20 protein-coding genes are annotated in these 24,990 nt (G+C 64.9%); 8 read left to right on the forward strand and 12 right to left on the reverse strand.

Annotation, left to right across the window (positions count from 1 at the left end; all coding sequences use genetic code 11):
- Window positions 1-4: 4 nt before the first annotated feature.
- Both LJ362_RS09815 and dut read right to left on the reverse strand, forming a co-directional pair.
- The gene (locus LJ362_RS09815; RefSeq protein ID WP_264798860.1) at window positions 5-853 is read right to left on the reverse strand and encodes a DUF3710 domain-containing protein; all 849 of its coding nucleotides are present in this window, start codon (window positions 851-853) and stop codon (window positions 5-7) included.
- 6 nt (window positions 854-859) lie between these two features.
- Window positions 860-1,333 (reverse strand): dUTP diphosphatase, encoded by a 474-nt coding sequence (dut, locus tag LJ362_RS09820; RefSeq protein WP_264798861.1) that lies wholly within the window; start codon window positions 1,331-1,333, stop codon window positions 860-862.
- A gap of 64 nt (window positions 1,334-1,397) precedes the next feature.
- Here dut and LJ362_RS09825 point away from each other — a divergent pair, with 64 nt between their 5' ends.
- A complete protein-coding gene (locus LJ362_RS09825; RefSeq protein ID WP_264798862.1) occupies window positions 1,398-1,853 on the forward strand; it encodes a DUF3093 domain-containing protein in 456 nt (151 codons plus the stop codon).
- Window positions 1,854-1,985: 132 nt separating this feature from the next.
- On the opposite strand, the gene LJ362_RS09830 is transcribed toward LJ362_RS09825, so the two are convergent.
- Window positions 1,986-2,285 carry a DUF4193 domain-containing protein gene (locus LJ362_RS09830; protein ID WP_101546971.1) on the reverse strand — a complete coding sequence of 100 codons (300 nt, stop codon included), beginning with the start codon at window positions 2,283-2,285 and terminating at the stop codon, window positions 1,986-1,988.
- Between the two features lie 287 nt (window positions 2,286-2,572).
- On the opposite strand from LJ362_RS09830, the gene LJ362_RS09835 reads away from it, so the two are divergent.
- A complete protein-coding gene (locus LJ362_RS09835; protein ID WP_173152927.1) occupies window positions 2,573-2,800 on the forward strand; it encodes a hypothetical protein in 228 nt (75 codons plus the stop codon).
- Window positions 2,801-2,866: 66 nt separating this feature from the next.
- Here LJ362_RS09835 and LJ362_RS09840 read toward each other — a convergent pair whose 3' ends face one another.
- Window positions 2,867-3,979 (reverse strand): ferrochelatase, encoded by a 1,113-nt coding sequence (locus tag LJ362_RS09840; protein ID WP_264798863.1) that lies wholly within the window; start codon window positions 3,977-3,979, stop codon window positions 2,867-2,869.
- Between the two features lie 328 nt (window positions 3,980-4,307).
- Here LJ362_RS09840 and sepH point away from each other — a divergent pair, with 328 nt between their 5' ends.
- Window positions 4,308-5,429, forward strand: a complete 1,122-nt coding sequence (gene sepH, locus LJ362_RS09845) for a septation protein SepH (protein ID WP_264798864.1) — start codon at window positions 4,308-4,310, stop codon at window positions 5,427-5,429.
- A gap of 2 nt (window positions 5,430-5,431) precedes the next feature.
- Here sepH and cydC read toward each other — a convergent pair whose 3' ends face one another.
- From cydC to LJ362_RS09860, 3 genes are read right to left on the reverse strand one after another with little or no spacing between them, the layout of a single operon-like run.
- Window positions 5,432-8,959: a thiol reductant ABC exporter subunit CydC gene (gene cydC, locus LJ362_RS09850; protein ID WP_264798865.1), complete on the reverse strand. Its 3,528-nt coding sequence runs from the start codon at window positions 8,957-8,959 to the stop codon at window positions 5,432-5,434.
- Entirely contained in the window at window positions 8,956-9,978 is a 1,023-nt protein-coding gene (gene cydB, locus LJ362_RS09855; protein WP_264798866.1) for a cytochrome d ubiquinol oxidase subunit II, read from the reverse strand. The genes cydC and cydB overlap by 4 nt, the downstream gene beginning before the upstream one ends.
- Window positions 9,979-9,990: 12 nt before the next feature.
- A complete protein-coding gene (locus tag LJ362_RS09860; protein WP_264798867.1) occupies window positions 9,991-11,562 on the reverse strand; it encodes a cytochrome ubiquinol oxidase subunit I in 1,572 nt (523 codons plus the stop codon).
- Between the two features lie 243 nt (window positions 11,563-11,805).
- Here LJ362_RS09860 and LJ362_RS09865 point away from each other — a divergent pair, with 243 nt between their 5' ends.
- Both LJ362_RS09865 and LJ362_RS09870 read left to right on the forward strand, forming a co-directional pair.
- On the forward strand, window positions 11,806-12,168 hold the full coding sequence (locus tag LJ362_RS09865) for a BlaI/MecI/CopY family transcriptional regulator (protein WP_264798868.1): 363 nt from the start codon (window positions 11,806-11,808) through the stop codon (window positions 12,166-12,168).
- Window positions 12,169-12,186: 18 nt separating this feature from the next.
- The gene (locus LJ362_RS09870) at window positions 12,187-13,080 is read left to right on the forward strand and encodes a M56 family metallopeptidase (RefSeq protein WP_264798869.1); all 894 of its coding nucleotides are present in this window, start codon (window positions 12,187-12,189) and stop codon (window positions 13,078-13,080) included.
- 79 nt (window positions 13,081-13,159) lie between these two features.
- Here LJ362_RS09870 and LJ362_RS09875 read toward each other — a convergent pair whose 3' ends face one another.
- The gene (locus LJ362_RS09875) at window positions 13,160-15,271 is read right to left on the reverse strand and encodes a DNA gyrase/topoisomerase IV subunit B (protein WP_264798870.1); all 2,112 of its coding nucleotides are present in this window, start codon (window positions 15,269-15,271) and stop codon (window positions 13,160-13,162) included.
- 126 nt (window positions 15,272-15,397) lie between these two features.
- Here LJ362_RS09875 and LJ362_RS09880 point away from each other — a divergent pair, with 126 nt between their 5' ends.
- Complete coding sequence (locus tag LJ362_RS09880; RefSeq protein ID WP_264798871.1) at window positions 15,398-16,246, forward strand: N-acetylmuramoyl-L-alanine amidase; 849 nt, start codon at window positions 15,398-15,400, stop codon at window positions 16,244-16,246.
- Window positions 16,247-16,329: 83 nt separating this feature from the next.
- On the opposite strand, the gene LJ362_RS09885 is transcribed toward LJ362_RS09880, so the two are convergent.
- Together LJ362_RS09885 and LJ362_RS09890 are read right to left on the reverse strand one after the other, a co-directional pair.
- Window positions 16,330-17,799, reverse strand: coding sequence for an RNA polymerase sigma factor (locus LJ362_RS09885; RefSeq protein ID WP_413774204.1), 1,470 nt, complete (start codon window positions 17,797-17,799; stop codon window positions 16,330-16,332).
- A gap of 373 nt (window positions 17,800-18,172) precedes the next feature.
- Window positions 18,173-19,345, reverse strand: coding sequence for a DUF4192 domain-containing protein (locus tag LJ362_RS09890; protein WP_264798873.1), 1,173 nt, complete (start codon window positions 19,343-19,345; stop codon window positions 18,173-18,175).
- Between the two features lie 294 nt (window positions 19,346-19,639).
- On the opposite strand from LJ362_RS09890, the gene LJ362_RS09895 reads away from it, so the two are divergent.
- Both LJ362_RS09895 and LJ362_RS09900 read left to right on the forward strand, forming a co-directional pair.
- Entirely contained in the window at window positions 19,640-20,392 is a 753-nt protein-coding gene (locus tag LJ362_RS09895) for a spermidine synthase (protein WP_264798874.1), read from the forward strand.
- Window positions 20,393-20,634: 242 nt separating this feature from the next.
- Complete coding sequence (locus tag LJ362_RS09900; RefSeq protein ID WP_264798875.1) at window positions 20,635-22,866, forward strand: HelD family protein; 2,232 nt, start codon at window positions 20,635-20,637, stop codon at window positions 22,864-22,866.
- 255 nt (window positions 22,867-23,121) lie between these two features.
- On the opposite strand, the gene nrdR is transcribed toward LJ362_RS09900, so the two are convergent.
- Entirely contained in the window at window positions 23,122-23,619 is a 498-nt protein-coding gene (nrdR, locus tag LJ362_RS09905) for a transcriptional regulator NrdR (RefSeq protein ID WP_025777954.1), read from the reverse strand.
- Between the two features lie 2 nt (window positions 23,620-23,621).
- Window positions 23,622-24,932 (reverse strand): histidinol dehydrogenase, encoded by a 1,311-nt coding sequence (gene hisD, locus LJ362_RS09910; protein WP_264798876.1) that lies wholly within the window; start codon window positions 24,930-24,932, stop codon window positions 23,622-23,624.
- Window positions 24,933-24,990: the final 58 nt, after the last annotated feature.

The raw sequence follows: 24,990 nt of genomic DNA on the forward strand, positions 1-24,990 counted from the left end.
GCGCTCAGCGGACCTCTGTGATCTCAGGGCCGCGTTCGAAGGGATTGAGTTCGTCCTCGTCGTTCTTCTCCTCTGCCTCGTCCTGGTCGACCTGCGGTGCGGTCAGTGCGATGAGCTCGCGGGGAGCCATCGCTTCCTCACCGCGATCGACGACGACTCCGCGGAAGAGCGCGGAGAGTTCGGCTCGCACCTCGTCATCGGTCACGGCCTTGCCGGAGAACACTGCGCGGACGAACCAGCGAGGTCCGTCGATGCCGGCGAAGCGCATGGCGCGTTTGCCGGGGCGACCGGACTCCGTCTTCGCCGGAACCTCGATTGCCAGTTCCTTGCCGAGAGAAGTGTGCAGTTCGGTCGATTCCCCACCCTGTTTGGTCACGGATTCGGCGAGCTGACCGCGCACCGTGTTCCACAGACCTTCGGAGCGTGGTGTCGCGAACGCCTGCAGCTGGATGCCTCCACCATCGTGGATGAGGGTGACGGCCAGCACTCGCTGCGAATCGTCGTCCGTGTCCAGGCGCACCTGCATGCCGTCGACGACGGGCACCTTGAGCGCGCCGAGGTCGAGGCGGTCATGCTCGGGGTACTCTTCCGAGATGTCGAAGGGGCCCTTCTCGGACCGGTCGAAGGGTGCGGACTTCTCGAGCAGCGCTTCTTCCTCGTCGACATCGTCATCAGTCTCGGTCGCCTCGGCGGACTCAGCCTCGTCAACATCGGCGTCGTCGTCGGCACGATCGGCCGCCTCGGTGTCGGCGTCCTGAGCGTCGAACTCATCGTCGTCGGTGAGTTCGTCGTCGGCACGGACGTCGTCATCGGTCGTCGGTGTGGATTTCTTGAACCGGGAGAACAGTCCCATGAGTCCTCACTTCTCCTTTTCGCTGAGGCCGGCGTCGATTCCGCCGGTGGATCCGAATCCCCCGGCGCCGCGGGCGCTGTCTTCGAGGGATTCGACGATGTCGAAGTCGGCGTGGGCGATCTTCTGGATCACGAGTTGGGCGATGCGGTCGCCGCGCACGACGCGCAGCGGGGTCTTCGCGTCGAGGTTGATCAGCGGCACCTTGATCTCGCCGCGGTAGCCGGCGTCGATGGTGCCCGGCGCATTGACGACCGTGACTCCGTGCTTGCTCGACAGGCCCGAACGCGGATGCACGAAGGCCGCATAGCCCTCTGGCAGGGCGATCGCGATTCCGGTCGGAACGACACGGCGCTCGAACGGTTCGAGCACGAAGTCGATCGCCGAATGCAGATCTGCACCGGCGTCGCTCGCATGCGCGTAGCCGGGCGCGCTCATGCCCGCGTCGAGGAGCTGGAGGTTGATCTTCACGGTTTCCGTCACAAAGATGCACTCTAACGCTCCAGCCTGAGCGTGGCCAAACTTCTCGCTATGGGACAATGGCCGCATGGCAGCAACTCAATCCGGAACCCATGTGGTCTATCAGGAGAAGGTCCGCCCCTCGGTCGGCATGTGGATCCTCGTCGTGGTGGCCGCTCTGTCCACGGCGCTCATGGTCATGCCCGTCTGGCAGCTCGGCACCATCATCCTTCCCGTCGTCAGCTTCGTCCTCTTCGCCTGGTGGCTGAATTCGCTGACGCTGACGATCATCGTCACCGAACGGCAGCTGTTCGTCGGCGAAGCTCATATCGATCGCACGTTCGTTCCGGGTGCGGTCGCCTTCGACGGCGAGGAAGCCCGGCAGGCCCGCGGAGTCGATCTCGATGCCCGCGCCTTCCTCAAGATCCGCCCGTGGGCGAAGTCCGTCGTCCGCATCGATCTCGACGATGAGACGGATCCGACCCCCTACTGGCTCGTCTCGAGCCGTCACCCCCACAAACTAGCCGCCGCCCTCACCCCCTGATTACTACCTGACGGCGGCCCAGCAACCTGGCGCGAGGTTGCTGGGCCGCCGTCAGGTAGTAAGGGGAGAAGAACGGACCGCGACCCTTACGAGGGCGCGGTCCGTTTTCGGGTTTTCGCGAAGAGAAGCGATTCAGCCTGCACAGTCCGTGCAGATGGGGACACCGCCTTCTTCGGTCGCAAGCTGAGAGCGATGGCGGACCAGGAAGCACTCCATGCAGGTGAACTCATCGTTCTGCTTCGGCAGGACCCGAACGGAGAGCTCTTCGTTCGACAGGTCCGCACCGGGAAGTTCGAAGCCTTCGGCTACTGCAGTCTCGTCTTCGTCGATCTTGCTCGCCTGATCCTGGGAACGCTGGGCCTTGAGCTGCTCGATCGAATCGCTTTTGATCTCATCGTCTTGCTTGCGAGGTGCGTCGTAGTCTGTTGCCATATGGCCTCATCGCTCTCTGTCCGGAGGGGGTGCCGAAGAGGAGCATTTTCTCCTCTTCCGAGATGTGTCCCCAGCATTGTGCACTGTATGCTTGCCGTTGGCAAGATGGAATGAGCACCTGATGCGGTGATTCTCGTCACCAGCTTGTCCGCATGGACAGAGCACACATAGAGTTCACGAAATGCTCTGCAAGAATGCTTGTGATGGACAGCACCGACAGCCCGCTCTGTCGGTCGAATACCGGGTTCGTCCCCTGTGGAGGCGGCCCGAGGAAGGACGGATCCACAATGAGTGAATTCGCTGATCAGCTCGACACCCGAATCGATGATGTCCGTCATCGCATTCACGAGGCCCGTTCTGCCGGTGACGACTTCCTCGTCGAAAATCTCATCGACGACCTGCAGAACCTGATGGAATTGGCCGGACGCAACGATGTCGACACCGGTCCCATCGCCGAGGTGATCCAGGCCGAGACGGGGGCCCTGCCGGTCATCCCGAGCCCCGAGGATCACTGAGAGAACGCACAGAGAAGAACCCTCCCCCACCGCTTCGGTGAGGGAGGGTTCATTCGTTTCCCGGGATCAGTTCGCAATGGCCCAATTCGGGTAGGTCGCGCGTTCGATGCGGCCGCGGCAGCAGTCGATGCTGCAGGCTCCGCTGCCGGGCACCAGGGCCTTCGTCCCGGGCAGGGCAGGAGCTTCGACGTCTTCTCCGCGCAGCTGAGCCGCGCGCTCCTCGACGAGGTCGACGAGTCCCCTGACGAAGGCGTCATGGGTGCCGACGGTGTCGACCCGGGTGAAGTCGAGACCGAGTTCTTCAGCGGTCTCCTTCGCTTCGGTGTCGAGGTCGAAGGCGACCTCCATATGGTCGGAGATGAAGCCGATGGGCACGAGCACGACACCGGTCACCCCCTGCTCGGCGAGTTCGGTCATCCGGTCGTTGACATCGGGTTCGAGCCAGGGAACCTCAGGTGAGCCGGAACGTGAGCAGTAGACGAGTTCGGACGGAACACGATCGGCCTCATCGATGCGCCTCATGAGGTGGTCGATGAGCTCTTCGTGCTGGGCCCGGTATCCGTTCGTGGTCACCTCTGAGGCGTCCTGCATGACGTTCGGGATCGAGTGGGTGACGAAGAGGATCCGGTGCTTGGCCGAATCGATCCGCCCGACCTTCGACCGGAAGTCCGCGAGACCCTGGTGCAGGCAGTCGGCGCAGGCGTCGGCGTAGCCGGGGTGATTGTAGAACTGACGGATCTTGTCGATCGAGACGGTGAGACCCTCGTCCTGGAGAGTGTCGATCGTCTTCGCGAAGTCCTCACGGTACTGCCGGCACGACGAGTAGGAGGAGTAGGCGGAGGTGTCGATCGAGAGGAACTGCGTGGCACCGTCCTGTGCCAGCTTGCGCACCTCATCGGTGAGATAGGGATCCCAGTTCCGGTTGCCCCAGATCAGCGGGGTCTCGATCCCACGGCGGTCAAGTTCACCGCGCAGCGCGGCCAGCAGCGCCTTGTTCTGATCGTTGATCGGAGACTTGCCTCCGAAACCGAAATAGTGCTCCCCCACCTCCTCGAGTCGTTCCTCGGGAATCCCGCGGCCGGCGGTGACGTTGCGAAGGAATGGAACCACTTCTTCTGGGGCCTCCGGTCCTCCGAATGACATGAGGATCAGGGCGTCGATGGGTGCAGTCGTATTCACCTTCCCGATTTTACAGACTGCAGAGCCGCTCGGCCCGCTGTCCGCACAGTGAGCCGCGACCACTCACGTTGCAGACGCCGACAGGACGGGCCATCGCCTGCCCTCGCCCGTGTCGTGGCGACGCCGGCGGCGTGGTGGCGACGCTGTCCGAGCCGACGCACGGGTTTCCCTCCCGCACATTTCTCGCACGTGCGTGGCCGGTCTCACAGAATCACTCCGCCGGCTCCCGATCCGCCCCGTGATTTCGCGACTCGCGCGGAAATCTGCCCGGCACGACGCGCCGAACGTGACACGATCTTTAAGAGACGCGACAAAGGAGCTTAAGGCAATGCGTGAACTGATCTTGAACGGAGTCAACGCAGACGGCACACATCTGCTGTTGAACGACGAGAACGGGCTTCAGTACCGAGTCGTCCTCGATGAGGCTCTCTTCGCCGCGGTCCGCAGGGACCGCTCCCACCCCAAGTCCGAGACTCCCGTGCGCCCGAAAGAGATCCAGGCCATGATCCGCGGCGGCATGGACGCCGAGGAGGTTGTGGCCGCCACCGGTGCCGACATCGAATACGTGCGCACCTACGAAGGTCCGGCGATGGCCGAACGCGAACGCACCGCCTACCTCGCCAGCCGCCATCCCATCTATTCCGATCATGATCCCAACGGCGAGCCGACTCCGCTCATCGAACTGTGTCAGGAACGCCTGGCGATGCGCGACGTCGATATCGAGACGATGGAGTGGGATTCCTGGAAGCAGCAGGACGGCAACTGGTACATCCAACTCAGCTTCACCGCCGCTGATCGTGTCCGCACCGCCAGCTGGCATTACTACCGCCGTTCGCTGACCCCGATCGACGACGAGGCGAAGTGGCTCGCCGATTCCGGTCCCACCGACACCGGACCGATCCCGAACTACGGCAGCGGTGCCGAACGTCAGAGGAACACCGAGGAGGTCGATGTCCTCCCGGCGACCGATCAGTCGTCCGCGTCGATCGCCGCAGACGGGCCCGTCCGTCCCACCGCCGGTTCGGCTCCGTCGCAGCAGGCCCGCGATCATCAGGCCGAGACCGGCCGGATTCTGGAGAACCTGCGCAAGCGCCGCCACGCCGAGGAGGAGCCGCGGACCCGTCTGCGTGCAGTCACCGAGGACCCCGAGACTCACCCGCAGGGAGCGCACACCGCTCCGGGCCAGCCCGAAGCCGCCACCGATGACGAAGTCTTCGCCTTCGAAGATGCGGCTGCCTCGGCTGAGGAACCGCAGGAGCCGACCGAGAAGGTCGGCGTCTTCGACGACGAGAATCAGCTCTCCCTGCTCAATGAGCCCGGAGTGAGCGATCACGACGACCAATTCAAGGACTCCGCCTCGGCGAAGGATCCGAAGCCGAAGTCGAAGAAGAACTCACGTGCCTCGATCCCGAGCTGGGACGAGATCATGTTCGGGTCGAAGCGGGACTGACCTCAGACTCTCGAGTGCTCGACCTCGGAATCGCGTGAGCCGAGGTCCGCTGCACCCGGTTCGCCTGTGCCGAGGTCGACGACCTCATCGCCGTCCGAGATCAGTCTCCTGTCATGGGTGACCATGACGACCGTGCGGTCGCCCAGGCTCCCACGGAGATCGTCGATGAGCAGCCGAGCCGTCTCATCGTCCAAGTGCGCCGTCGGTTCGTCGAGGACGATCACATCGGCTCCGGTCAGCAGGGTTCTGGCCACCGCCAATCGCTGTCGCTGACCGCCGGAGATCTCCGCTCCGTGGTCGCCGACCCACCGTTCGAGCCCCTCTGCATCGCCCCAGTCGCTCAGCCCTGCCGCTCTCAGCACGGAGATCATCTCGTCGTCCCCGGGGACCGACCGCCCGGCGAGTGCGAGATTGCCGCGCACGGTGGAGCGGAAGACGTGTGCCTCCTGAGGGCACCAGGCGATTCGGCCGACGAGGTCTTCGGGTGAGCAGGTGAGCATATCGTGGTCGGTCCCGCTCCGGTCACGAGCACGGTAGCTGCCGGACCAAGGGTCAAGGAACCGCAAGAGCACACTCAGGCTCGTCGTCTTACCGGTTCCACTGTCACCGCACAGCACGGTCCAACTACCGCGTTGAGCTCTCAGGTCGAGTCCTGCGACGACAGTCTGATCGTCCCATCCGACGGTGATCTCGTCGAATTCGAGGGCGTCGACGCCGACAAGCTCGGCCTCGGGGCCGGACCGGCGCGACGAGTCCTCGCTCTCGCCGGCCGTCGTTCCGGCAGCAGGAGCCTGCACTTCGAGGTCGTGTCCCGAGACCTCGGCTTCGCGGTCCGCCGCACTGTCTGCATCGGGCAGACAGTCCAGTGCCGATCCCAGGGCGGGCAGCTGGCGGAATGCGTCGAGTGCCGAAGCGAACACTTCGCCCAGGCCCAAGGCCATGAGGGAGAGCACCGCGACGATCTCTGTCGGAGCATCCGTGGACACCGCCAGGATCACTGCGGTGGTGAACGTGCTCAGCTGCAGCCACAGTTGGGCGAGCCCGAAGTTGCGGGCAGAGGCCTTCTGCTTCTTCTCGAGGTCGGCCTCCAAGCCGGCCAACAGGCCGAGGACTGCGAAGTCGACCCGGTTCGTGCGCAGATCGTCCTTGGCATGCAGAGCGCGAGTGAGCACGGACAGGATCCGGTTGCGGTCCTCCCTGATTCCGTGCGCCAACCTGCTCTCTGCCCGGATGACGAGAATCGGGACGATGACGAGGTTGATGGCGCCCACCAGGACGAACCAACCCAGTGACCTCACGTCGAGGACCGCCGCGGTGATGCTCACGCCGATGACGACCATGGTGGAGACGAAAGGCGGGAACAGAGTCCGGGGCACCAGGTCGCGGACGTCGTCGGCGTCGGCGACCATAGCGCGCAGCGCCGAATCCGAGGTCAGCAGACGCCGATCACTCATGCCGACGCGTTCGAAGTGCTCCCACAGCCGTATGCGCAGTCTCGTGAGCGCGGCGAAGATCGCCGAGTGGAGTCTCAGCCGGCTGACATAGAGCAGCACGGAGCGACTGAGCCCGAAGAAGCGCACTCCGACGATGGCGACCATGAGCAGCATGATCGGCGGCTGGTACGAGGCTTCGACGATGAGCCATGCGGAGACGGCAGTCAGGGCGATGGCCGCGAGGCTGGACGCGCAGGCGGTGAGCGCGGCCACCAGCATAGTCGGGGTGAACAGCGGCAGGCTCGAGCCCAGTATCGACCAGCGACGTCGCAGTGCAACTGTCCAGGACTCGCTCCCGGAGTCCTGCGTCGAGACATCCGGGTGCCGCTCGACGCCGGACCGATGCCCGGGCTCGCTGCCCGAACCCGTCCGTTCCGCCCAAGCCGGAGCTTCAGCCCTCGCCTGCGCGGCAGGAGCCTCGGCGGCGTCGGTTCGGGCATTTTCCGCGATCGCGGTCGCCTTCGAGCCCGCTGGTACACCGTTCTCTGCCGCTTCGACGTGCGTCTTCTCAGGGCGGATCTCTGTGTCGGCCAGCGCGCGAACCTGTTCGTCATGGCTGGCAAGGATCACGCGGTGGGTGGCGGCGGCCTCGGCGATCATGTCGATGACGATGGCGGCATTATCGGCGTCGAGGTGGGCAGTCGGTTCGTCGAGGACGAGCAGCTCGGCCCCGTCACCGAGGCGGTGCCGCACTCGCACGAGGGCCAGCCGACGCTGCTGGCCGGGGCTCAGCGCCGCCGTCTGCGCCCGCAGATCGGTGGGCAGTCCGGCAGCCGACAGCGCCGTCCGAGCCTGGTCGGCGTCGAGTCCGAAGAGTGCCAGTTCGGCGCCGATGGTCTCGGCGAACGTGCGTGGAGCCTGCGGCACATAGGCCGCGCCCACCGGGCCGACAGTGGTGTGTGCATCTGCCGGCAGACTGCCGACCAGCGCGCTGAGCACTGTCGTCTTGCCGGTTCCGGACCTGCCGCTGATCGTCGTCACTCCCGGCCGGGTGTCGATGTCGCCAGACCACGTGATGAGTGTGCCGTCGGCATAGCGAACCCACTGGTCCCCCGGACGGCCGGAGTCATCGAGTGCGCGTGACCTCGCAGCCGCCGACGGAGTCCCTGTATCCGCCGACGGCGTCTCCGACAGCAGCGCCCGAGCTCTCTCCCGAGCCTCACGCCCGTTCTCGCTCGCATGATAGCCGGCCCCGAGTTCCCGCAGGGGGATGAAGCATTCGGGTGCGATGAGCAGAACCAACAGGCCATCCCCGAGGTCCATCGACCCGTTGACCAGGCGCACACCGATGACCACGGCGACAAGCGCCACGGAGATCGTGGCGATGAGCTCAAGCGCCAGACTGGAGAGGAACGCGATGCGCAGCGTCGTGAGGTTCGCCTGATGGTAGCGCTCCCCCAGTTCCCGCAGCCGGCGCGCGTGATCGCGTGAACGGCCGAGACCGATGAGGACGGGCAGCCCCTCGGCGAGTTCGGCCAGGTGATCCGACAGCCGCTCCAGAGCAGCCAAGGTCTCCGAGGTCGACTCTGCCGTGTAGCGGCCGATGAGCACCATGAACATCGGCACCAGCGGCAGGCAGACCGCGATGATGACCGCCGAGAGGACATCGCTGAAGACGATGCGCACCAGCAGTACGATGGGCACCACCGCGGCCGCGGTCAGGGCCGGCACCACCGTGGTGAAGTAGTCGTCGAGATCGTCGATTCCGCGGGTGACCGTGACCGCCGCATTCGTCCGCGGGCGTCCCCGGCCGCGCAGCAGACCGGAGAGGATCGAGCGCCGCAGACTCTGTTTCGAAACGGCTGCCAGGCTGGTGCCCAGACTGCGGTCGAGCCAGAGACCGCCGCCGCGCAGCAGCGCACCGAGGGCTCCGAGGACCACCCACAGTCCGGGCGCGCTGTGGCCGATGATGGCTCTCACCAGGGCTTCGGCGATGAGCACGATTCCCACCGACCGGCACAGGGCGGAGAGCACGGACAGTGCCAACCCCCGCCGACCGGTGGGCAGCTCGAGCAGGATCGACAGGGGCGAGCTCACGATCGGATCGCCACCGGCAGCTTGTGAGCTTCGGGGATGTGGGTCTCGGCGATGCGGCCGAGGAACATCCGGTAGCTGAAGATCTGGTAGGCGATGATGATCGGCAGGATCACGATCGTCACGATGAGCATGACGTTCAAGGTGTAGTCCGACGAGGATGCCGCAGCGATCGTCAGCGAGTTCGCCGGGTCGATCGTCGAGGGCAGGACATTCGGGAAGACACCGGCGAAGACCGCGGCCAGACCGGCGATGAGGTAGATCCCGTGCAGGATGAATGCGCGCTTCTCGGCACCGGCGCGGACCGCGACGAACGCGAAGATGAGAGCGGCGATCGCGATGAGCACCGGAACGACGAGCCAGGTCCGCTGGGTGATCGAGAAGGCGAACCAGATGAGGAACGGAATCGCGGCCGGCAGCATGATCCGACCGGCCCAGCGCCGCGACCGCGCCCGGACCTCGCCCTGGGTCTTGAGACCGAGGAAGATGAGCCCGTGGGCCAGGGAGAAGCCGAGGCCGCCGAGTCCGCCGACGAGCGCCGGCCATGACATCCAGGCGAAGGCACCGCCGATCATGTCGCCATGATCATTGAGCGGCAGCCCGATGGTCGTGAGTGCGAGCATCGCACCGATGCAGAAGGCTGTTCCGGCCGATCCCACGGCCAGGGCCCAGGTCCAGAAGGCCTTCCACTTCTCCGAGTGCCCCTTTCCACGGTATTCGATGGCCACGGCGCGGAAGATCAGCGCGAGCAGGCAGATCGTCAGGGGAATGTAGAGCGCGGAGAACAGTGAGGCGTACCAGTGCGGGAAGGCCGCGAACATCGCTCCGGCAGCGGTGATCAGCCAGACCTCGTTGCCTTCCCAGACCGGACCGATCGAGTTGAGCAGAACGCGCTTGCCGCGTTCGCTGCGGCTGAGGAAGGGCATAATCATGCCCACCCCGAGGTCGAAGCCGTCGAGGAACAGGTATCCCATCCAGAGCACGACGATGAGGACGAACCAGATTGTGGCGAGGATTTCCATCGTGACCTTCCCTCAGTACGCGAACGACAGGACGTCGTCGCCGTTGTCGGTGATCGTGGGTTTCGTATTCGTCTGGTCGAGTTCGGGCATCGCCGCGGCGACTCCCCCCTTGACGTACTTCGTGATCAGCCGCAGTTCGACGACCATCAGAATTCCGTAGACGGAGGTGAGACTGATCAGTGAGAACAGCAGCATCGCCGGTGTCACCTCGGGTGACAGCGCCGCCTGGGTGTACATGTACACCCCGTCGAGCTGAGCCGGGTTCGGTGCGACGACGAAGGGCTGGCGTCCCATTTCGGTGAAGATCCATCCTGCCGAGTTCGCCAGGAACGGCGCCGTGATGGCCAGGACGAATCCGCGGCTGAGCCATTTCGACTCGGGCACCGTGCCCTTGCGGGCCAGCCACAGCCCGATGACGCAGACGCCGGCGGCCAGAACGCCGAACCCGATCATCATGCGGAAGCCCCAGTAGGTGACGATCATGATCGGCTGGTAGTCGATGGGTTCGCCGGCGTGGTCGCCGTACCGCGGGTCGTCGGGGATATGGGTGCCGTAGCGCTCCTGGTATTCAGGCAGCAGCGTCGTCACTCCGTGGACCGGGGTATCGAAGTCGCCGTTGGCCAGGAAGGACAGCAGACCGGGGATCTCGAAGATGTTCTGCACTCCGTCGCAGTCGTTCGACGACGGATCGGCGATCGTGAGGACGGAGAATTGGGTGCCGTCGTGGCAGGCCGCCTCGGCGGAGGCCATCTTCATGGGCTGCTGATCGAACATCAGCTTGGCTTGGACGTCGCCGGTGATCGAAACGCCGGCGAAGGCGAGGACGCCGACGATCGCGCCGATGCGCAGGGACTTGATCCACACCGCATGATCCGTCTTGTCCCGCCCGGGAAGCTCCTTCGAAGAGCCCACGACGACCTTGCCGTCGGCACCGACGGTGTCGATTCCGGCCTTGCGCCGGTGGTAGAGGTGGTACCAGGAGATGCCGAGGAGGAAGGATCCGCCCACTGCCAGGGCGCCGAAGATCGTGTGCGTGAAGGCGGCGACGGCGGTGTTGTTGCCGAGGACCGCCCAGACGTCGGTCATCACGGGCCGACCGTCGACCATCTCGACGCCGACGGGGTGCTGCATCCAGGAATTCGCGACGATGATGAAGTAGGCCGAGATCCATGTGCCGATGACGGCGAGCCACAGCGAGCCGAGATGAACCGCGCGAGGCAGTCGGCCCCAGCCGAAGATCCACAGGCCGAGGAACGTCGATTCGAGGAAGAATGCCAGCAGAGCCTCAAGCGCAAGGGGTGCGCCGAAGACGTCGCCGACGAAGCGGGAGTATTCGCTCCAAGCCATGCCGAATTGGAATTCCTGGACCAGTCCGGTAGCCACGCCCATGATGAAGTTGATGAGGAAGAGCTTGCCGAAGAACTTCGTGCTCCGCAGGTACACCTCGTTGCCGGTGCGATGATAGATCGTCTGCAGGACCGCCACGAGCATGCCGAGTCCCAGGGTCAACGGCACCATCCAGAAGTGGTAGACCGTTGTGATTCCGAATTGCCACCGTCCGATGAGGACCGGGTCCAGCTCCATGGATGCTCCATTCAGGTTTCACGCGAGCAATGTTTCTACGTCACGTAGAATTCCACAGTCCGTAGAAGCAATGCCCGAGTGGTTTCATCATTCAAGACTCCCGGTTCCAAGTATGCGCTCGGGCAAGCTCCCCTGACCAGAGCCGCCCCTCTGCCGATGCGCACGCGTCTATGTGGAATTCGACAGACTGTAGAGATATACTGGAGCGATCAGACCGGCAAAGAAATTGAGGGCGAAAGAACTGTGGGAACACTGGGTGAACTCGAACGCAGCGTCATGGACGCCATCTGGGTCCACGACGACGGGTTGAGCGCCGCCGAACTCCGCGAAGTCCTCTCGGATCGCGAGCTCGCGCTGACAACGGTCCATACCGTCCTGTCTCGACTCGAGAAGAAGGGCTTCGTCACTCGCGATCGCAGCGTCCGTCCGCATCGCTACGTCGCGGTATCGACACGTGAAGACCACGTGGTGGAGCTGATGACCGAGATGCTGTCTCAGGCACCGGATCGTCAGGCTGTCCTCGCTCGCTTCCTCGGCACCGTCTCTGAGGCCGATACCAAGGCGCTGCGCAATCTGCTCGGGCGCAATCACTCGACGCAGTCCTGACCCAGGCCGGTCACCTCAATGACCATCGTGGGAATCGTTCTGGCCGTGCTGGCTTTTCTGCTGGCATGGCCTATTCCTGCGGCACTCGCGCGTTTCCGCGGTGACCCGATCTCCGAGGTCGTCCTCTGGCAGGCAGTCGGACTCTCCGGAGGCCTCTCCCTCATCGGCGCCGCCCTCGCCTTCGCGGTCGCCCCGGGAACGACGAGTCTCCCGCAGGGACTCTTCGACCTTATCCGGGGCAAAGACCACACTCAGCTCTCACTCTCGGCCTGGATCTTCCTCATCATCGCCGTGCTCCTCATCGCTCGGCTGCTCGGTTGCCTGATCTTGACCCTCTATTCGGCGCGACAGACTCGCCTGCGCCACGACGAGATCCTGCATCTGCTCAGTGAACCGTCGATCGCCTATCCCGACACACGCATCATCACGACCGACGAAGCCGTCGCCTACTGCCTGCCCAAGGGGCCGCGGAAGGGCACTGCCGTACTGTCGACCGGTCTGCTCAAAGCCCTCGACGAGGATGAGCGCACCGCCGTCATCGCCCATGAGCGGGCGCATCTGGATTTCCGGCACGATGTGCTCGTCATCCCGTTCGCCGCATGGCATCGGGCCCTGCCGTACTTCTCGGCCACGGCGATCGGGCTGAACTCGGTGAATCGGCTCATCGAACTCATGGCCGACGATCAGGCCCGCGATCATGTCGATCCGCAGATCCTGGCTCAGGCGGTGAGATCGGCCGCCGCGATCAGTCCCGACCACCGCAGCGATCTGTCTCTGCAACGCATCCAGCGCCTGTCGCATCCCCTGGATCCGGCAAGGATCCCCGTGCGGCTGATGTCGATCGGACTGGCCGTACTGCTGCTGCTCCTGCCGACCCTGCTCATCGTCACACCGTCCGCATTCGGCATCTGAGCCCGGACCGAGAATCGGTCCGGGCTCAGTTGGGTTGGTGTTGAATCGGATCAGTTGGTGCTGACCCAGTCCGTCGATCTCAGCTGTCGATGCGTTCGGCATCGAGGACGGCGGCGCCGGAGACGATGAACTCCTTGCGCGGCCCGACCGAGGATCCCATGAGGAGTTCGAAGGTGTTCTCCGCCATCTCGGCATCGGCCATCGTCACGCGTCGCAGGGTGCGCATGCTCGGGTCCATGGTCGTCTCGGCCAACTGGTCGGCATCCATCTCACCGAGGCCCTTGTAGCGCTGGATCGGTTCCTTGTAGGTCTTCTTCTGCTTCTCGAGTTTCTTCAGCAGAGCGTGGAGCTCGGCCTCGGTGTAGGTGTAGATGACGTCGTTGGGCGTTCCGCGCTTCGTCACGACCTCCACCCGGTGCAGCGGAGGCACCGCGGCGAAGACGCGACCGGCTTCGACCAGCGGCTTCATGTAACGGAAGAACAGAGTCAGCAGGAGAGTGCGGATATGCGCTCCGTCGACATCGGCGTCGGTCATGATGATGACTCGACCGTACCGGGCAGCGTCGATATCGAAGCTGCGCCCGGAGCCGGCGCCGATGACCTGGATGAGCGCTGAGCATTCGACATTGGCGAGCATGTCGGCCAAGGTTGCCTTCTGCACGTTGAGGATCTTCCCGCGGATGGGGAACAGCGCCTGGTGGTCGGAGTTGCGGGCGGCCTTCGCCGTCCCCATCGCCGAGTCTCCCTCGACGATGAACAGCTCCGTGTTCTCCACCCCATTGTCGCGGCAGTCGTAGAGCTTCGCCGGCAGCGATGAGGCTTCCAGCGCGGTCTTGCGCCGTTGGTTCTCCTTGTGGGTGCGGGCGGAGATGCGCGACTTCATCTCGGCCACGACCTTCTCCATGAGCACCGCGGCCTGCTGCTTCTCTGCACGCTTGGTCGAGGCAAGCACCTCGCCGAGCTGAGACTCGACGGTCTTCGCCACGATCTGTCGCACTGCGGCGGTGCCGAGAACTTCCTTGGTCTGCCCCTCGAACTGGGGTTCGGCCAGCTGCACGGTGACGACGGCGGTGATGCCGGCGAGCACATCGTCCTTCTCGAGCTTGTCCTTGCCGACCTTGAGTTTGCGTGCGTTGACGTCGACTGCCTTGCGCATCGCCTTCAGGCAGGCCTGTTCGAACCCAGCGAGGTGTGTTCCGCCCTGTGGGGTGGCGACGACGTTGACGAAGGACTTCAGCTTCGTGTCGTAGCCCGTCCCCCAGCGCAGAGCGATATCGACGCCGACCTCGCGCTCGACTTCCTTGGACTCAAGATGACCCGAGGAGTTGAGGACCGGGACGGTCTCCTTGAAGGTGCCGGTGTTCTGCAGACGCCAGGTATCGGTGATCGGCGGATCGATGGAGAGGTGGTCGACGAATTCGGTGATTCCGCCGTCGAATTTGAAGACCTCTTCGCGCTCCTCGATGACGGCCCCGGTCTCGTCACGGGCGACGCCGCGACGGTCGACGATGCGCAGTTCGAGGCCGGGCACGAGGAAGGCGGTCTGACGGGCGCGTTCGACCAGATGCGAGTAGTCGAACTGGGCCTTGGACAGGAAGATCTGCGGATCGGCCCAGTACTGGACCCGAGTGCCGGTGGCGCCGCGCTTGGCCTTGCCGACGATGTCGAGACCGGTCGGCTCCTGGAAGGCCTCGAAGGGGTTGTCGGGGCTCGGTGTGCCGGAGGAGTCGTCGAAGCGGCCCGGCACGCCTCGGCGGAAGGACATCTTGTGCACCTTCGATCCGCGGGTGACCTCGACGTCGAGGCGAGCGGACAGGGCGTTGACGACTGAGGCGCCGACTCCGTGCAGTCCGCCCGAAGCGGCGTAGGAGGAGCCGCCGAACTTTCCGCCGGCATGGAGCTTGGTCATGACGACTTCGACGCCGGTCAGTCCGGTCTTCGGTTCGATGTCGACGGGGATGCCGCGGCCCTTATCGGTGACGGCCACCGATCCGTCAGCGGCGAGTTCGATGAGGATCTCGGAACCGTGTCCGCCGAGCGCCTCGTCGACGGAGTTGTCGATAACCTCCCACAGACAGTGCATGAGACCACGGGAATCGGTCGTGCCGATGTACATGCCGGGTCGCTTGCGAACCGCCTCAAGACCGGACAGGACGGACAGGTGCCTGGCGCCGTAGCTTTCGTCTTCCACACAATTCCTCTCGTTCGATTAAATTCTAATCGCTGCGCGCTCAGGACCCTATTCCCTCGGGCTCGTGTCGGGAATCCATCCGGTCGCCCCCGACCATGGGCACTCCTGAGCTGAAACAATGGAGTCATGCCGCATCGCCTCCTCGTCCCGAGTCTCATTCTCACCGCCGCTCTCAGCCTGCCCGGCTTGGCGGCCTGCTCCCAGGACGCAGGTGCCCCCGGACAAACGACTCAGGCGGCCGAGACCACCGGCAAGTCTCCGACTGCCGGCAACGGTGGAGACGGAGGCGACGATGCGAAGTCAGCGGCCGCCTCGGCGAAGGAGGAAGAGGCCGATCTCGAAGGGAAGGTCATTGCGATCGATCCGGGACACAACGGCGGAAATGCGGACCATCCGGAGAAGATCAACCGGCAGGTTCCGGACGGGCGCGGCGGGACGAAGGCCTGCAACACCACGGGCACCTCGACGAACTCCGACTACCCGGAAGCCGATTTCACCTGGGCGGTGGCGAAGAAGCTGGAGAAGTCGCTGACCGACGCGGGAGCCGAAGTCGTGCTCAGCCGCAAGGACAACAAGGGCGTCGGACCGTGTGTGGACGAGCGCGGGACGTTCGCCGACGATGCGGACCTGCTCGTGAGCATCCACGCCAACGGCAGCGAGTCGAGTTCGGTGAAGGGCTTCCACATCATCGTCGCCGATCCCGGCGAGGACGAGAAGACGGAGAAGAAATCGGTGGACCTGGCGAAGTCCGTGGGGAGTTCGATGGGTGAGGAGTTCACTCCGAACAAGGCCTATGGAAAGGACGCGATCAGCCGGCGCCCGGACCTGGCCGGGTTGAACAACGCATCGGTTCCCGCCGTCATCGTCGAATGCGGAGAGATGCGCAACCCGTCGGAGGCTAAGCTCATGGAGTCGAAGTCCGGCCAGAGGAGATACGCCGACGCCCTGTTCGACGGCATCGTCGACTGGTTCTGACCCGGATAAGCGAAACGCCCCTGGGACGATCCCAGGGGCGTTCGCATCAGACTGATCCGATCACGGACCGGCCGAAGTGAGACTCAGTCGAGGTAGTCGCGCAGCACCTGCGAGCGGGATGGGTGGCGCAGCTTGGCCATCGTCTTCGACTCGATCTGGCGGATGCGCTCACGGGTGACGCCGTAGACCTTGCCGATCTCGTCGAGGGTCTTCGGCTGACCGTCGTTGAGTCCGAAGCGCATGGACACCACTCCCGCTTCTCGTTCAGAGAGCGTGTCGAGCACGGAGTGCAGCTGCTCCTGGAGGAGGGTGAAGCTCACCGAGTCCGAAGGCACAACGGCTTCGGAGTCCTCGATGAGGTCGCCGAACTCCGAGTCGCCGTCTTCACCCAGCGGGGTGTGCAGAGAGATGGGCTCGCGGCCGTACTTCTGGACCTCGACGACACGCTCGGGTGTCATGTCGAGTTCCTTCGCGAGCTCTTCCGGAGTCGGTTCGCGACCGAGATCCTGCAGCATCTGGCGCTGCACGCGGGCGAGCTTGTTGATGACCTCGACCATGTGCACCGGGATGCGGATCGTCCGAGCCTGGTCGGCCATCGCGCGGGTAATGGCCTGGCGGATCCACCACGTGGCGTAGGTCGAGAACTTGAAGCCCTTCGTGTAGTCGAACTTCTCGACGGCGCGGATGAGGCCGAGGTTGCCTTCCTGGATGAGGTCGAGGAACAGCATTCCGCGGCCGGTGTAACGCTTGGCCAGGGACACGACGAGTCGGAGGTTGGCTTCCAACAGGTGGTTCTTCGCGATGCGGCCGTCGTGGATGATCCACTTGTAGTCCATCGTCTCGCGCGGGTCGGTCACCTCTCCGCCGTCGAGCAGGTGCTCGGCGTACATTCCGGCTTCGATGCGCTTGGCGAGATCGACCTCTTCGGCGGCGTTGAGCAGTGCCACCTTGCCGATCTGCTTGAGGTAGTCCTTGACCGGGTCTGCGGTCGCACCGGCGGAGACGACCTGCTGAGCGGGCGCGTCCTCCTCGTCGGCATCGGAGACGATGAAGCCACCGGCCTCGGCCACGGCGGCGTTCTTCTCCTTCTCTTCCGAGTTCTTCGTCTCGGTCGCCTCGGCGGGACTCTCCTCTGTGGCCAGAGCGTCCGCGGCCGGTTCGACCTCCTCGGTGGTGTCGATATCGTCGTCGGCCTTCTTCGCCTTGGTCGCCTTCTTGGCTTCCTCGGCGGCGGTGGCCTTCGTCGTGGTCTTCGCCGGAGCAGCCGTCGACTTCGCGGCGGCTGTCTTCTTCGCAGCAGTCGTCTTCTTCGACGCAGCCGTCTCGGTCTTTGCGGCAGCCGACTTCGCAGTCGCCGACTTCGCGGTCGCTGCCTTCTTGGTGCCGGCAGCGGTCGTCTTCTTCGCAGTGGACTTCGACGCCGCAGTGGTCTTGGATCCACCGGTCGAGGTCGTGCCGGCCGTTCCCTCCGACTTCTCCGTCACCGTTGTGGATTCCTTGTCGACTCTGGGCACGTGTTCACCTTTCGCGAGCGTTGAAACTTCCCCATGCATTCGGACAGTACTAAGACCCAAGTCAAGTGGTCCGCGCGCGTCCCGGGCGAACGCAGAGTCCGCCCATCATGCAATGACTGGGTCAACGCTTAATTTTCTCACGTTATTCCCCGCTTTGCGAATCGGCCGTCGATGACTCCGGGACGATCCGTCCGGCCTGTCCCCGACAACAACCTGACCCGCGGATCTGTTCCTCCCGCCTCCTTCTCACGTCGATCTCGCCGAGGCGACCGACCGATCTCGGCGAGGCGGCCGACTGCCCACCCCGATCACGTGGCCCCGGCCCATCTGCGGCGGACCAGCCCTATCAATGACGGCCCCGACCCCTCGTCGCTGGCACCGAACAATAGGACAGCGCCACATCCCGGCGCGATCAGATGTTCGAACGCTGAGTCTCCGTCAGCCAGCGGGGCAGGCATCCCATATTGACCGCGCTGACGATGAGCTCGGCCAGCCCGTGTCCGACTTCGAGCCCGAGGGCGGCGCGCGCATAGTTCAGCGCCATCGTCGACCCGCCCAGAGACCATTCGAACCAGGCGATGACGGCATAGGTGTTGGCTCTGGCCCGTGGGTGGCCGGCCTGCAGGTAGTCCTTAAGGAAGGCGATCGTGAGCATGATGTCGCGCGGCCTGGGCGCTCGTGCTGAGAGCCCGACGAGCTGCTGAGCCGCCCGCGCTTGGGAGACCACACGGCGGCTCATCACGATGAGTTCGTCACCGTCGAGTCCCTTGACCAGGGAGGGTGGGAAGTCTGGGTGGTCGAAGCTGAGGATCATCTCTAGGACGTCGCGCGACCATTTCTCGGCGAGCAGGGTATCGAGCGCCATCACGGTGGGCAGATCCATGAGGTCGTGGATGCGCGCCTCGTCGATTGCTTCCTCATCGCACCGCATGGCGTCCAGGCGCGGGTAGACCTCGGCGAGGATCGCGAACGCTTCGTCCGTGCCCATCCACTCCTCGGCGTGTCCGCGGCGACTGTCGGCGAAGGCTTCGGCGGGCATCGGGGCGATGACGAGGTCCTCCGGATCGGCGACGGGGTTGGAGCCGCCGGCGACGAGTTCCGTGGCACACGCCGAGGTGGTGGCCTCGATCAGCGGCGTGCAGTCATAGCCGTCCTCGTCGATGCGGCCGAAGTGCTCTTGGTTGACCCACCAGGCGCTGAGAGTATCGACGCTTCTGGCGGCGAAGGTGATGGCCAGTTCGTCGATCGCCGCTCGGATGAGACCACGGTGGACCTCCGCGTATTCGGCGTCTGCACCGGCGCCGAAAGCGCTGACCGGCTGATAGTCGTCATCGTAGAGAACGAGGAAGACCCCGGTGACCGTACCGGAGCGCATGACGAGGTCGGCGTACCAGCCGCCGCCCTCGGACAGCGTCTGCGCCGCGCTCTCACGGTCGAAGTCGATGCGCAACGTGGTCGAACTGGTCTGTGAGCCGTTGTGCTCGGTGCCGACGATGACAGCGACGAGGCTGCGACGCGGGGTGTACCCGAGAGTGTGGGGGATGATCCCGATGATGTCCTCGGGTGTGCGGGCCGGTGTCTTCACTGCGTCCTCCTTGAGCGGTTCGGAACCGGCCGTCTGGAGCGGTTCCCGTGCTTGCGGCGAGGCCCATGCCTGGGATGAGCCGCCTGTCTGGGTACCCACTCCAACTGATCAGGCAGCCGCTCCTCCAGGTTCCGGTCTGTGCCTGTGGACGGACCGCACGGGTCCACAGCGCTCTGATGGGCGAGTCGGGCCCGTCATCCCCACGAGAATCTGGGCCGAATTGCCTCAATCGCCTTACTGGCATACAAGTGAGGGGTGGCGAAGAGACGGATATACACAGCTCCTGGTTCTCAAGTGGTCGACATCTCGACGGGGGAAGCCCGGCTGGAGAAGCTCGACGGTGAGGCAGATTCCTATGTGCTCCACGTCAATGGGGTCCCTTCGTCGTCGATCACGCTCAGCGATCCGCGGCGACTGGACTTCGAGTACCTGGACTGGATGCGACGCATCATCGACGTTCAGCTCCCTGACCGGACGCTGCGGGCCGCACACATCGGTGCCGCCGGCTGTGCTCTGGCCCGGGCGCTGAACTCGGCACGACCGGGATCGAAGCAGACGGCGATCGACATCGATGCCAAGCTGCTCGACTTCGCCCGCGACTGGTTCGACCTGCCCCGCTCCCCCGCCCTGGCGCTGCGTGCCGGAGACGGAGCGGTGGAGATCGGCAAGTTCCGGCCCGATACCCTTGACGTCCTCGTCCGCGACGCCTTCGACCACGACTCGGTTCCCGCGTCTCTGCAGAGTTCGGAGTTCTTCGCCGCCTGCGCCGAGGCGGTCAAGGACTCCGGCATCTACGTCGCCAATGTGCCTGACTCCGGTGACCACCACGTCCTCCGGGCAGAACTCCGCAGCCTCGGCGACCGCTTCGCCCATCTTGCCGCCGCCACGGAACCGGCGATCCTCAAGGGCCGTCGACGCGGCAACGTCGTCGTCCTCGCCTCCAATACTCCCCTCGACACGGGTGGGCTCGACCGCACTCTGCGCACCGCCGCCTCCTCCGCGACCTTCCTGGCGGGAGCAGATCTGCGCTCCCGGTTGGGTCTCTGACCTTCCCGCCGGTCCGGGCTGGCTCTGCAGTCCCAAGCTCCTGCACCTTCCGACCCGGCTGGTTCTCTGCTCTCGTGCCTCCTGACCCGGCTGGCTCTCTGCCCTCGCATCTCCCGACCCAGATGCCTCTGCCTACCGTCGTCAGAGCCGGAATGTGAGGTACGCCCCGGTCCGAAATGACGATGCGACTACAGACGCCGGGGAAAGTTCGGCATAATTGAATGCCGACCCAAGAAGGTGAGATGACCGAAACTTCAGAAATTCGTGTCGAGCAGACCAAGCTCGACGAGCTCTATGCCCGCCTCGATGAGCTCCGGGAGGAGACGACGGCCCGCCTGGGCACGGTGAGGGTCTCCGAGGTCGGAGGCAACCACCAGCACCGCACCGAACGCGATGCCTTCGCGACGATGTACGAAGATCAGCTCATCCGTCTCGACGGCGCCGAGGAGGGACTGTGCTTCGGTCGCCTCGACATCATCGACGAAGACGACCCCACCTACATCGGCCGCATCGGACTCACCGACGAACAGCGTCAGCAGATCCTCATCGACTGGAGGGCGCCGGCCGCCGAGCGCTTCTACCAGTCGACTGCCGCCAATCCCGACGGGATCGCCCGCCGCCGTCACCTCGTCACCGCGAACCGGAAGGTCACCGCCATCGAAGACGATGTGCTCGACATCGACGCGCTCGATGACGCTCAGCGATCGAACCTCCAGGGCGAAGGCGCACTCCTCGCCGCCCTCACCACACATCGCACCGGACGGATGGGCGATATCGTCGCGACCATCCAGGCCGAACAGGATGCGATCATCCGCCGCCCGCTCTCCGGCGTGCTCGTCGTCCAGGGCGGACCCGGCACCGGCAAGACAGCCGTTGCGCTCCACCGTGCCGCTTTCCTGCTCTATCGTCACCGAGAGCGCATTGCGAAGTCCGGTGTCCTCCTCGTCGGCCCGTCGACGGTGTTCCTCAAGTACATCGAGAAGGTTCTGCCCAGCCTCGGCGAAACCGGGGCCGTCCTGCTCACTCCCGGTCAGCTGTATCCGGGGCTCGATACGGATGCCGCAGATGCTCCGGCTGTCGCCGAGATCAAGGGTCGCTCCGTCATGGCGCGGGTGCTGAAGAACCATGTTGCGAACTACCAGCGCATTCCCGATCACGATGTCGAGATGCGGGTGCGTTCGCACACGATCGTGCTGCGTCGCAAGGACGTTCAGTCCGCGCGCGATCGGGCTCGTCGCAGCGGGGACCCGCACAATGCTGCCCGCACCGGATTCGTCACCGGTCTGCTGAAGATCCTCGCCGAGGATCTCGCCCGGGAGATGGGGATGGATGCGGCCGGCGAGCGACTGCCCGAGCTGCTCGAGGACCTGCGCTCCTCTGTCGACGTTCGTCGCGCCCTCAACCTCGCGTGGTTCCCCATCGGCCCAGCCGCCGCGCTGCGTTCTCTGCTGGGCAGGCCGCACAAGCTGCGGGCCGCAGCCCGCAAGCTCCTCACTCCTGTCGAGCAGTTGACTCTGCTCGAGCAGCGTCGGGATGAGTTCACGGTCGATGATGTGCCGCTGCTCGACGAGTTGGCCGAGCTTCTCGGTTCCGCCCCGCAGCAGACCCAGGCGCGGGATGACTCGGCACGCGAATACGCCGAAGCCGTCGTCGATATGACCGAGACCGGTGGAATGGTCTCCGCCGAGACCCTCGCTGCCCGCTGGGAGGAGCAGGGACCGACGATGACTCTGGCCGAACGTGCTCTTGAGGATCGGGAGTGGACGTACGGCCACCTCGTCGTCGATGAGGCGCAGGAGCTCTCCCCCATGCAGTGGCGGGTGCTCTTCCGCCGCGTGCCGTCGAAGTCGGCCACCGTCGTCGGCGACCTCGCCCAGTCTTCGCAGGTCGACAATGCCCGCACCTGGTCCTCGATCCTCAGCGAGTTCGTCGGCGATCGCTTCGCTCTCCAGGTGCTCACGGTCTCGTACCGCACTCCTCAGTCGGTGATGGATCTGGCCAACCGCTACCTGCATCGGCATTTCCCGCAGCTCGAGCTCGTAGAGTCGGTGCGCCAGGGAGGATCGGATCCGCGCCTGGATTCCTTCGCCGACGAATCGGAGATGTTGGCAGCCCTCCCCGAAACGGTTGCGGCAGAGGCGTCTGCCGCCGAAGGCGGGAAGATCGCTGTCATCGCTGATGAGAAGCTCATCGAGTCCATCGCCGAGGCGATCGCGGACTTCGATTTCGGACGGTCGGTCACGGGCTTGGACCACCAGATCGCCCTCATCACCCCGCAGCAGGCCAAAGGCCTCGAGTTCGATGCGGTGGTCATCGTCGAGCCCGGCCGCATCGCCCCGCTCGGCGGCGAGGAAGGCGTCGGCAGCCTCTATGTGGCGCTGACCCGCACGACGGAACGTCTCCGCGTCCTGGCGTCCGTGTCGACGGAGCTCACCGAGCTCTTCTCCGCCGCCACGATCCGCCAAGCCGGCTGACCCAAACCCAATTACTACCTGACGGCGGCCCAGCAACCTGGCGCGAGGTTGCTGGGCCGCCGTCAGGTAGTAATTGAGGGGTGAATGTGAAAGGCCGCTTGGGTTCGGCTTCCCCTCCGAACCGCAAGCGGCCGCGCGCCGTAGCGCGCACGTTCAATACTACACAACTATTTCTGTACCGCGGTACTCGAAACGAAGATTTCTGACAGAAATCTCAGCAGTCTCAGGATCCGGTCGGCCGAACCCCCGAGCAGCTCAGTCGGCGAAGTCGTCGGGGGTGGGTTCCCGAGTCTGACCGGACTGCAGCAGCGCATCTGCGCGCAGCGAATCGATCGCCGCCTCGAAGTCCTCGAGCGAATCGAACCCCTGGTAGACGCTGGCAAATCGCAGGTAGGCGACCTGGTCGAGTTCGCGCAGCGGTTCGAGGATCGACAGTCCCACCTCGTCGGCGTCGATCTCAGCGATTCCGCGCGACCGGATGTTCTCCTCCACCCGCTGAGCGAGCTTCGCGAGATCATCGTCGCTGACCGGACGTCCCTGGCAGGCCTTGCGCACACCCGACATGATCTTCTGACGGGAGAACTCCTCGGTGACTCCGGAGCGTTTGATCACCGACAGGCTCGTGGCCTCCATCGTGGTGAAGCGGCGACCGCAATGACGGCACTGACGGCGCCGGCGGATCGCAGCGCCGTCTTCGCTGGTCCTCGAATCGACGACCCGCGAATCGGACTCACGGCAGAACGGACAGCGCATCTCTACTCCTCGAACCTGATGTCGACAGCCCGGCCGTGGGCCGGCAGCTGTTCGCCGGCGGCGAGAACACCGATGTGCTCTGCCACCGCAGACAGTGCTTGTCGGTCATAGTCGATGACCTGGCTGACCTTGATGAATGAGTGCACACCCAGTCCCGAGCCGTGAGCTGCGGTGCCCATCGTGGGCAGCACGTGGTTCGACCCGGCACAGTAGTCACCGAGTGACACCGGAGCCCAGTCGCCGAGGAAGACCGCTCCCCCGTTCGTGATCCGTGCCCCGACCGCTGCAGCATCGGCCGTGTGGACCTCGACGTGCTCACCGGCATAGCCGTTGACGACGGTGATCCCGGCGTCGAGGTCGTCGACGAGAACGATCGCCGACTGCCGTCCGGCCAGAGCCGCCCCGATCCGCTCGGTGTGCATCGCCTCCGGCACCTGCACGTCCAACTCCTTCTGCACCCCTTCGGCGAGATCGACGGAGTCGGTGACCAGCACCGAGGCGGCCAGTTCGTCGTGTTCGGCCTGACTGATGAGGTCGGCGGCGACGAAGCGCGGATCCGCCTGTTCGTCGGCGAGGATGATGATCTCTGTGGGGCCGGCGACCGCGTCGATGCCGACCCGGGAGCGGACGAGCGACTTCGCCGCAGCCACATATGCGTTTCCGGGACCGGTGATGAGGTCGACGGGCTCGAGTTCCTCACCGTCGTCGAAGCCGTAGGCCAGAGCGCCGATCGCCTGTGCTCCGCCCATCGCCCAGACCTCGTCGATGCCGAGGATGTGTGCGGTGGCGAGCACGATCGGGTGCGGCAGACCATTGCTCTGCGGCGGGCTGGCGATCGCCAGCGAGTGTGCTCCGGCCGTCTGTGCAGGCACGACGTTCATGATCACCGTCGACGGGTAGACGGCCAGTCCGCCGGGCACATAGAGTCCGACTCGTTCGACCGGCAGATGCCGGGTGGTGACGAAGGCGCCTGAGGCCAGTTCGGTGCGGACATCGACGGGACGCTGATCGGCGGCGACCTTCCGGGCGCGGGCGATCGATTCTTCGAGCGCGGCCCTGACCGCGGGATCGAGTTCCGCCGTGGCCTCGGCCAGCGCGGATTCCGGTACCCGCAGCGTTTCGGGGCGCACTCCGTCGAAGCGCTCGGTGAAGTCCTTCACCGCGGCCGCTCCCCCACCGGCGACGGTGTCGAGGAGTTCAGCCACCCGTCGTTCGATATCGGCATGGGTCTCGGCGGCCCGAGGCAGCTTCTGCGCCAGGAATCGCTTGTTGAGGGTCTCACCACGGAAGTCCAGAATGTTCACCCGCACCATTCTAGTCTCCACAGCAGCACCGCTCTCCTCCGGCCCGAAGTGCGGACGGGAGGCGGGA

Origin of the sequence: Brevibacterium sp. JSBI002, from assembly GCF_026013965.1 — a bacterium.
GTDB lineage: Bacteria > Actinomycetota > Actinomycetes > Actinomycetales > Brevibacteriaceae > Brevibacterium.

What these genes read in the sequence shown, in the direction of transcription:
- LJ362_RS09815 (WP_264798860.1), bottom strand. Translation starts at nt 853, where the DNA reads ATGGGACTGTTCTCCCGGTTCAAGAAATCCACACCGACGACCGATGAC.
- LJ362_RS09825 (WP_264798862.1), top strand. Translation starts at nt 1,398, where the DNA reads ATGGCAGCAACTCAATCCGGAACCCATGTGGTCTATCAGGAGAAGGTC.
- LJ362_RS09830 (WP_101546971.1), bottom strand. Translation starts at nt 2,285, where the DNA reads ATGGCAACAGACTACGACGCACCTCGCAAGCAAGACGATGAGATCAAA.
- LJ362_RS09835 (WP_173152927.1), top strand. Translation starts at nt 2,573, where the DNA reads ATGAGTGAATTCGCTGATCAGCTCGACACCCGAATCGATGATGTCCGT.
- sepH (WP_264798864.1), top strand. Translation starts at nt 4,308, where the DNA reads ATGCGTGAACTGATCTTGAACGGAGTCAACGCAGACGGCACACATCTG.
- cydB (WP_264798866.1), bottom strand. Translation starts at nt 9,978, where the DNA reads ATGGAAATCCTCGCCACAATCTGGTTCGTCCTCATCGTCGTGCTCTGG.
- LJ362_RS09860 (WP_264798867.1), bottom strand. Translation starts at nt 11,562, where the DNA reads ATGGAGCTGGACCCGGTCCTCATCGGACGGTGGCAATTCGGAATCACA.
- LJ362_RS09870 (WP_264798869.1), top strand. Translation starts at nt 12,187, where the DNA reads ATGACCATCGTGGGAATCGTTCTGGCCGTGCTGGCTTTTCTGCTGGCA.
- LJ362_RS09880 (WP_264798871.1), top strand. Translation starts at nt 15,398, where the DNA reads ATGCCGCATCGCCTCCTCGTCCCGAGTCTCATTCTCACCGCCGCTCTC.
- LJ362_RS09885 (WP_413774204.1), bottom strand. Translation starts at nt 17,799, where the DNA reads ATGCATGGGGAAGTTTCAACGCTCGCGAAAGGTGAACACGTGCCCAGA.
- LJ362_RS09900 (WP_264798875.1), top strand. Translation starts at nt 20,635, where the DNA reads ATGACCGAAACTTCAGAAATTCGTGTCGAGCAGACCAAGCTCGACGAG.
- nrdR (WP_025777954.1), bottom strand. Translation starts at nt 23,619, where the DNA reads ATGCGCTGTCCGTTCTGCCGTGAGTCCGATTCGCGGGTCGTCGATTCG.
- hisD (WP_264798876.1), bottom strand. Translation starts at nt 24,932, where the DNA reads ATGGTGCGGGTGAACATTCTGGACTTCCGTGGTGAGACCCTCAACAAG.